This is a genomic window from Streptomyces corallincola (assembly GCF_019104725.1).
Taxonomy (GTDB): Bacteria; Actinomycetota; Actinomycetes; order Streptomycetales; family Streptomycetaceae; genus Streptomyces; species Streptomyces corallincola.
The window spans coordinates 54,824-62,996 of sequence record NZ_JAHRXF010000036.1 but is presented as its reverse complement, the minus strand read 5'-3'; the positions used below and the strand labels follow the sequence as shown (position 1 = coordinate 62,996).

Genomic DNA, 8,173 nt, shown 5'->3' with positions numbered 1-8,173 from the left:
GGGGCCTTTGGGGGAGAACCGCCCCCCCGCGTCGGGAGGCCAGGGCCCCCGCCGGGGGGGGGGGGGCCCCCCCCGCCGCCCGCCGTCACCGACGGGTCGGTGCGGAAGGCCAGACGGCCGTCCCGCACGTCCACCGTGACCCGGCTGCCCTCGCGCACCGTGCCGTTCAGCAGCAGCCGGGACAGCTGGTTGTCCACCTCGCGCTGGATGGTGCGGCGCAGCGGCCGGGCGCCGTACTCCGGCTGGTAGCCGCGCTCGGCCAGCCAGTCGATGGCCGCCTCGGTGAACCGGGCGGTGACGTCCTGACCCTCCAGCATCCGCCGCGTCCGCTCCAGCAACAGATCGGTGATCTGCCGCAGTTGCTCACCAGTGAGCTGCCGGAACACCACGATCTCGTCGATCCGGTTCAGGAACTCCGGCCGGAAGTGCTCGCGCAGCGGACGCAGCACCTGCTCGCGCCGCGCCTCCTCGTCGGTGTCCGCGTCGCCCGAACCGAACCCGATGCCCGCGCCACGCCGGATGATCACGTCCGAGCCGAGGTTGCTGGTCATCACGATCACCGTGTTGGTGAAGTCCACCGTGCGGCCCTGCGAGTCGGTCAACCGGCCGTCGTCCAGCACCTGGAGCAGGATGTTGAACACGTCCGGGTGCGCCTTCTCCACCTCGTCCAGCAGCAGCAGGGAGTACGGGTGCCGCCGCACGACCTCGGTGAGCTGGCCCGCCTCCTCGTGGCCGACGTAGCCGGGCGGGGCGCCGACCAGCCGGGACACCGTGTGCCGCTCCTGGTACTCGCTCATGTCCAGGCGGATCATCCGCTCGTCGCTGCCGAACAGGGCGTCCGCGAGCGCGCGGGCCAGCTCCGTCTTGCCGACACCGGTCGGGCCGAGGAACAGGAAGCTGCCGATCGGCCGGTCCGGACTCGCCAGGCCCGCGCGGGAGCGCAGTACGGCCTCGGAGACCACGGCGACCGCCTCGCTCTGCCCCACCACCCGCTGGTGCAGATGCTGTTCGAGACCGAGCAGCCGCTCCTTCTCCTCCTGGGTGAGGCGGCTCACCGGGATGCCCGTCTGCCGCGACACCACCTCCGCGACGGCCTCGGCGGTCACCTCCAGGTTCTGCCCCTCGTACCCCTGCTCCTCGCCGGTCGCCTCCGCGATGCGCTTCTTCAACTCGCCGATCCGGTTGCGCAGTTCGGTCGCCAGCTCGTACTGCTCGTCCGCGACCGCCTGCCGCTTGTCCCGGACCAGCTGATCCGCCTCCTGCTCCATCGCCCGTACGTCCGTGCCCTTGGTGCGGGCGCCGAGCCGGACGCGGGCACCGGCCTGGTCGATCAGGTCGATCGCCTTGTCCGGCAGCCTGCGGTCGGTGAGATAGCGGTCCGACAGCTCCACGGCCGCGACCAGCGCCTCGTCGGTGTAGCGGACCTGGTGGTGGGCCTCGTAGCGGTCGCGCAGGCCGCGCAGGATCGCTATGGCGTCCTCCGGCGTCGGCTCGGGCACCAGGATCGGCTGGAACCGGCGGGCCAGCGCCGCGTCCTTCTCGATCCTGCGGTACTCCTCCAGCGTGGTCGCGCCCACGATGTGCAACTCGCCGCGCGCCAGCGCCGGTTTGAGGATGTTGCCCGCGTCCATCGCGCCGCCGCCCTCGCCGCCGGTGCCCGCGCCGACGACCGTGTGCAGCTCGTCGATGAACACGATCAGCTGATCGGAGTGGGCGCGGATCTCCTCCACGATGTTGTTCAGGCGCTCCTCGAAGTCACCCCGGTAGCGGGTGCCCGCCACCACCCCGGTGAGATCCAGCGCCATCACCCGGCGGTCCGCGAGCACGTCCGGGACCTCGTTGTCCGCGATGCGCTGCGCCAGGCCCTCCACGATGGCCGTCTTGCCGACGCCCGCGTCACCGATCAGCACCGGGTTGTTCTTCCCGCGCCGGGACAGCACCTCGATGGTCTGCTCGATCTCGTCGTCCCGGCCGATCACCGGGTCGATACGGCCCTGCCGGGCCAGCCCGGTCAGATCGCGGCCGTACTTGTCGAGCGTGGGCGTGGCGCTCTGCCGCGCCCGTTCCGGACGGGACGCGGACGGCTCCGGGGCCTCCGGCGGCAGCGAACCGCCCGAGTAGCGGGCCGCGTTGAGGATGTGCCCGGCCGCCGAGTCCGGGTTCGCGGCCAGCGCGTTCAGTACGTGCTCCGGGCCGATGTATCCCGCGCCGCTGGCCCGCGCCAGGTCGTGCGCCTCCAGCAGGGCCCGCTTCACCGCCGGGGTGAGGGACATCGCGGTCGGCGCGGGGGTGCCGCCCGGAGGGTGCTGGGCGGGGCCCGCCCGGCCGTCGATCTCCGTCGCCAGGGAGTCCGGGTCCGCGCCGGAGCGGCTCAGCAGGCTGCGGGTCGGCTCCGCCTGTACGGCCGCGCGCAGCAGGTGCTGGGTGTCCAGGTCGCGGCTGCCGTGCTCCGCGGCGTACTGTGCCGCGCCGCGCACCATCTCCCTCGCGGGCTGGCTGAGCAGCCTGCCGATGTCGATGTGGCGGGCCTGGCCCGAGCCGGTGGCTCCGCCGGTGGGGCCACCGAAGTAGCGGGCGAAGAAGTCGCCGAACGGGTCGCTCTCCGGGCTGTTGTAGCCGCTGGTCATCGTCGCGTTCCTCCGCATCTGGCTCATGCGGGCGCCCCGAGATGTGCGGACGGACCGCTTCTGCAAGGTTGCCACGGCGCTCCGCTCTGAGCATGTGGAGTCCCCGCCTCCGCAGCCGCCCGCGGCGCTTTTCCGGGTGCGGGTGCGGGTGCGGGTGCGGGTGCGGGTGGGCTGTGGCTGGTCGCGCAGTTCCCCGCGCCCCTTGGGTTGGGCTGCGCATCGTTGCTCTGGGGGTGCGGGCCTGCTGTGGCTGGTTGCGCAGTTCCCCGCGCCCCTTAAGAACGGGCCGTCTGTCGGGTGTGCGTCCGCTGTGGCTGGTCGCGCAGTTCCCCGCGCCCCTTGAGACCGGGTCGTCTGCCGGGTGTGCGTCCGCTGTGGCTCGTTGCGCAGTTGCCCGCGCCCCTGGAGGGGCGGGCCGTCTGTCGGGTGCGGGTGCGCTGTGGCTGGTCGCGGCCTTATGGGGTGGGCGTGCTCAGGATTTGGGGGCCCTTGGTTGTGATGGCGACCGTGTGTTCGACGTGGGCCGCGCGGGTGGCGTCGGTGGTGCGGAGGGTCCAGCCGTCGGGGGATGGGGAGTAGGTGTCGTGGCCGCCGGCGAGGAGCATGGGTTCGATGGCGAGGACCATGCCGGGGCGGAGGGGGACACCGCGGCCGGGGCGGCCCTCGTTGGGGACACCGGGGTCTTCGTGCATGCGGCGGCCGATGCCGTGCCCGGCGAAGTCCTGGGGGATGCCGTATCCGCCCGCCCGGCACACGCTGCCGACGGCGTGGGCGATGTCACCGATGCGGTTGCCGACGACGGCCGCCGCGATGCCCGCGGCCAGCGCGCGCTCGGCCGTCTCGACGAGGCGTACGTCCTCGGGGCGGGCCCGGCCGACGCTGAAGGTGATCGCGGAGTCGCTCGCCCAGCCGTCCAGTTGGGCGCCGCAGTCCACGGAGAGGAGATCGCCGTCGCGCAGCCGGTACTCCGTGGGGATGCCGTGCACGATCGCGTCGTTGACGGAGGTGCAGAGCACGGCGGGGAAGGGAACCGGCGCCCACTCGGGCCGGTAGCCGAGGAAGGGGGAGGTGGCACCCGCCTCCCGCAGCACCCCGCGCGCCACCTCGTCCAGTTCCAGCAGCGAGACGCCCACGGCCGCCGTGTCCCGCACCGCGCTCAGGGTCCGCGCCAGCACCCGCCCGGCGGCCCGCATGGCGGCGATGTTCTCTTCCGTCTTCAGCTCGATCATGCCCATTACTATACCGGTATTTTAATGGGGAGTAGACTCGGTGCATGGTCCGCACCCCCCTCACCCCCGAAGAGCGCGAGCGCGGCGAACGCCTCGGGCGGCTGCTGCGCGAGGCGCGCGGTGCGCGCAGCATGGCCGAGATCGCGGCCGAGGCGGGCCTCTCCGCCGAGACGCTGCGCAAGATCGAGACCGGCCGCGCCCCCACCCCCGCGTTCTTCACCGTCGCCGCCCTCGCCCGCGTCCTCGCCCTCTCCCTGGACGACGTCGCCGGGCTCTGCACCCCCGTCGCCGTCTGAGCCCCGGCCAGGGTGGACCCGGGCCGAAAACGGCCCGTAGTCGCTCCGTAACGCGCCTCGTGTTGGCTGCCCCGCACGGGAGACGCGCCCCCTCGCCGCTCACCCCTTAGGGGTGCGAATCGGGTCCGGACCAGCGGGTTGCCGACGATGGTCTTGGCAAGGGCTCCCGCGAGGCTTACTTTCGTCCCTCTACGACCCGTTTCTACGGGCGTAGAGGCTCGGACGCCGCGTCGAAGGAGCAGCTCATGGCCAACGTCGTACGTGCCGCACTGGTCCAGGCCACCTGGACCGGCGACACCGGGTCCATGCTGGCGAAACACGAGGAGCACACGCGCGAGGCGGCCCGCCGGGGCGCGAAGGTCATCGGGTTCCAGGAGGTGTTCAACGCCCCCTACTTCTGCCAGGTGCAGGACACCGCGCACTACCGCTGGGCCGAGCCGGTACCGGACGGTCCGACCGTGCGCCGGATGCGGGACCTCGCCCGCGAGACCGGCATGGTGATCGTCGCCCCCGTCTTCGAGGTCGAGCAGTCCGGCTTCTACTACAACACCGCCGCCGTGATCGACGCCGACGGAAGCTACCTCGGCAAGTACCGCAAGCACCACATCCCGCAGCTGAAGGGCTTCTGGGAGAAGTTCTACTTCCGCCCCGGCAACCTCGGCTGGCCCGTCTTCGACACCGCCGTCGGCCGGGTGGGCGTGTACATCTGCTACGACCGTCACTTCCCCGAGGGGTGGCGCCAACTCGGTCTCAACGGAGCCCAGTTGGTCTACAACCCGTCCGCCACCCACCGGGGCCTGTCCGCCCACCTCTGGCAGCTGGAGCAACCGGCCGCCGCCGTCGCCAACGCGTACTTCGTCGCCGCCATCAACCGGGTCGGCCAGGAGGAGTACGGCGACAACGACTTCTACGGCACCAGCTACTTCGTGGACCCGCGTGGCCGCCTCGTCGGTGACCCCGCCTCCGACACGGAAGAGGAACTCGTCGTCCGCGACCTGGAGTTCGGCCTGATCGAAGAGGTCCGGCAGCAGTGGGCGTTCTACCGCGACCGCCGCCCCGACGCGTACGAAGGGCTGGCCACGCCGTGAACGACCTCTACTCCCGGCACCGTGCGGTGCTGCCCGACTGGCTCGCCCTCTACTACGACGACCCGCTGGAGATCACCCGCGGCGAGGGCCGCCACGTGTGGGACGCGGACGGCAACCGCTACCTGGACTTCTTCGGCGGCATCCTCACCACGACGACCGCGCACGCACTGCCCGAGGTCGCCAAGGCGATCGCCGAGCAGGCCGGGCGGATCATCCACTCCTCCACGCTCTACCTCAACCGCCCGATGGTCGAACTCGCCGAGCGCATCGCCCGGTTGAGCGGCATCCCGGACGCGCGGGTCTTCTTCACCACCTCCGGCACCGAGGCCAACGACACCGCGCTGCTGCTCGCCACCACCCACCGGCGCAGCAACACCGTGCTCGCCATGCGGAACAGCTACCACGGGCGTTCCTTCAGCACCGTCGGCATCACCGGCAACCGGGGCTGGTCCCCGACCTCCCTGTCCCCGTTGCAGACCCTCTACGTGCACGGCGGGGTCCGCACCCGCGGCCCGTTCGCGGAGTTGGACGACCGTGCCTTCACCGCCGCCTGTGTCGCGGACCTGCGGGACGTGCTCGGGCACACCCGGCCGCCCGCCGCGCTGATCGCGGAACCGGTGCAGGGCGTCGGCGGGTTCACCTCCCCGCCCGACGGGCTGTACGCCGCGTTCCGTGAAGTGCTGGACGAGCACGGGGTGTTGTGGATCGCGGACGAGGTGCAGACCGGGTGGGGCCGCACCGGTGACCACTTCTGGGGCTGGCAGGCCCACGACCGCAACGGCCCGCCCGACATCGTCACCTTCGCCAAGGGCATCGGCAACGGCGCCTCCATCGGCGGAGTGATCGCCCGCGCCGAGATCATGAACTGCCTGGACGCCAACAGCATTTCCACCTTCGGAGGCAGCCAGCTCACGATGGCGGCCGGACTCGCCAACCTCGACCACCTGATCGAGCACGACCTCCAGGGCAACGCCCGCCGGGTCGGCGGCCTGCTCATCGAACGGCTGCGGACCATCGCCGCCCCGCTCCCCGGCGTCCGCGAGGTGCGCGGACGCGGCCTGATGATCGGCGTCGAACTCGTCAGACCCGGCACCGACGAAGCCGACCCCGCGGGAGCCGCCGCCGTCCTGGAGGCGGCCCGCGCCGGGGGCCTGCTCATCGGCAAGGGCGGCGGCCACGACACCAGCGCCCTGCGCATCGCCCCACCCCTGTCCCTCACCGTCGCGGAGGCCGAGGAGGGCGCCGCGATCCTCGAACACGCCCTGCGGAGCACCCGCTAGAGACCTTCTTCCGAGAGGCGGGCGCCCACCCCGTGACCACCTTCGCGCGACCTCCGCACGCCCCGCCGCCCGAACCCGAGCCCGAACTCGCCCTGACCGTACGGCAGGTGCTCGCACTGGAACGGGTGCAGGCCGGGGACCCCGAGGTGGTGGCCGGTGCCGCGCGGCTCGACCGGGCGGTGCGCTGGGTGCACGTCGCCGAGGCCGCCGACGTGGGCGTCATGCTCACCGGCGGCGAGATGGTCCTCACCACCGGGGTACTGCTCGCCGGTGACCCCGCCGAACAGGCCGCCTACGTACAGTCGTTGCACCGCGCGGACGCCGCCGCGCTCGTCCTCGGGCTCGGCCGCGCCTTCCCCGCCCCGCCCGAGGCGATGCGCCGGGCCGCCGAACGCTGCGGGCTGCCGATGATCGTGCTGCACCGCCCCTTCCCGTTCGCGGAACTCACCGAAGAGGTCCAATCACGGCTCGTACGAAGGAAGTTTGCAGCCGTCAGCCTCTCCGAGAGCGTCCGCACCGCCCTCACCGCGCTCATCACCTCCGGCGCCCCGCTGCAACGCCTGCTGGACGAGATCGCCCGGCACGCGGGCTGCCCGGTCGTCGTCACCAACCTCGCCCACCGGGTGCTCGGCACGGCCGGGGAACGGCCCGCCGTGGACGACGTGCTGCGCGACTGGGAACGCGTCGCCCGGCAGGCCGGAGCCGCCGAGGCCGACGGCTGGGTCCGCGCCGAGCTGGGCGGCCGGGGCGAGAGCTGGGGGCGGCTGCTGCTGTGCGGGCACCGGGGCGGCCCGGCGACCGGACGGCTGCTGGCCGACCGCGCCGCCGAGGCCCTGGTCCTGCACCGGATGCTCGGCGGCCCCACCGCGCCCAGCTGGGAGGAGCAGTCCGCGCGCGATCTGCTCACCGACCTCGCCTCCGGTGTCGTACCGCCCGCCCGGCTGCTCACCCGTGCGCGCGCGGCCGGACTCCCCGTCAACCGGCGGACGTTCGTGCCGCTCGTCGTACCCGGCACCGAACCCGCCTCCCTGGAACGCCTGTTGCGGCTGCTCGGACTCGCCGGGCTGGCCGGGGAACTCGGGGACGGCGCCACCGCCGTGCTGCTGAGCCTCGCCCGCGACCAGCACGCCGAGACGCTGACCGCGCACTTCGCGGAGCGGCTGCGGCACGAGACCGGCCGCCCGGACGCCGTGGTCGCCGCCGCCGGACCGTGCGCCGACTGGGAGGCCGTACCCGCCGCGCTGCGCGAGGCACGGCATGTCGCGGACGCCGTCACCGGCCCCGCGGCGGCCCTGCCCCCGCCCGCCGTGGTCCGCCTCCGCGATGTCCATCTGCGCGGTCTTGTACGGCTGTTGCGGGACGATCCGCAGGTGCAGTCCTTCGCGGAACGCGAGCTGGACGGGCTGCTAGGGGACACCGACCCCGAACTCCTCGACGTGCTGCGCACCTACCTCGCCACCGGCCGCAACAAGTCCCGCACCGCCCAGCTCCACCACGTCTCCCGGCCCGCGCTCTACCGCCGACTCGAAGCGATACACGCCCTGCTCGGCATCGACCTGGACGACTTCGAACAGGCCGCCTCGGTGCACATCGCGCTGCTCGCCCACGACGCCCAGCGCCGCCGCTGACCCCACCCGCACCCGCCCCGTACCC

6 protein-coding genes are annotated in these 8,173 nt (G+C 72.8%); 4 read left to right on the top strand and 2 right to left on the bottom strand.

All coding sequences use genetic code 11. The annotated features are described in order from the left end of the window. Both KUM39_RS20860 and map read right to left on the bottom strand, forming a co-directional pair. Positions 1-2,627, bottom strand: a 2,627-nt coding sequence (locus tag KUM39_RS20860) for an ATP-dependent Clp protease ATP-binding subunit (protein WP_217787255.1), incomplete at its 3' end; no start/stop codon positions are given. A gap of 455 nt (positions 2,628-3,082) precedes the next feature. Beyond that, entirely contained in the window at positions 3,083-3,856 is a 774-nt protein-coding gene (map, locus tag KUM39_RS20855; RefSeq protein WP_217787254.1) for a type I methionyl aminopeptidase, read from the bottom strand. Positions 3,857-3,900: 44 nt separating this feature from the next. On the opposite strand from map, the gene KUM39_RS20850 reads away from it, so the two are divergent. The 4 genes from KUM39_RS20850 (at position 3,901) to KUM39_RS20835 (ending at position 8,148) form a co-directional block, all read left to right on the top strand. Continuing rightward, positions 3,901-4,152, top strand: a complete 252-nt coding sequence (locus tag KUM39_RS20850) for a helix-turn-helix domain-containing protein (protein WP_217787253.1) — start codon at positions 3,901-3,903, stop codon at positions 4,150-4,152. A 245-nt stretch (positions 4,153-4,397) separates the two neighbouring features. Next, on the top strand, positions 4,398-5,240 hold the full coding sequence (locus tag KUM39_RS20845) for a nitrilase-related carbon-nitrogen hydrolase (protein WP_217787252.1): 843 nt from the start codon (positions 4,398-4,400) through the stop codon (positions 5,238-5,240). Continuing rightward, on the top strand, positions 5,237-6,520 hold the full coding sequence (locus KUM39_RS20840) for an aspartate aminotransferase family protein (RefSeq protein ID WP_217787251.1): 1,284 nt from the start codon (positions 5,237-5,239) through the stop codon (positions 6,518-6,520). Before KUM39_RS20845 ends, KUM39_RS20840 begins: the two co-directional genes overlap by 4 nt. A 32-nt stretch (positions 6,521-6,552) precedes the next feature. Next, a complete protein-coding gene (locus KUM39_RS20835) occupies positions 6,553-8,148 on the top strand; it encodes a PucR family transcriptional regulator (protein ID WP_217787250.1) in 1,596 nt (531 codons plus the stop codon). The last annotated feature ends 25 nt before the right edge of the window (positions 8,149-8,173 follow it).

Coding starts and splice junctions, on each gene's coding strand:
- map (WP_217787254.1), bottom strand. CDS start 3,856: ATGATCGAGCTGAAGACGGAAGAGAACATCGCCGCCATGCGGGCCGCC.
- KUM39_RS20845 (WP_217787252.1), top strand. CDS start 4,398: ATGGCCAACGTCGTACGTGCCGCACTGGTCCAGGCCACCTGGACCGGC.
- KUM39_RS20850 (WP_217787253.1), top strand. CDS start 3,901: ATGGTCCGCACCCCCCTCACCCCCGAAGAGCGCGAGCGCGGCGAACGC.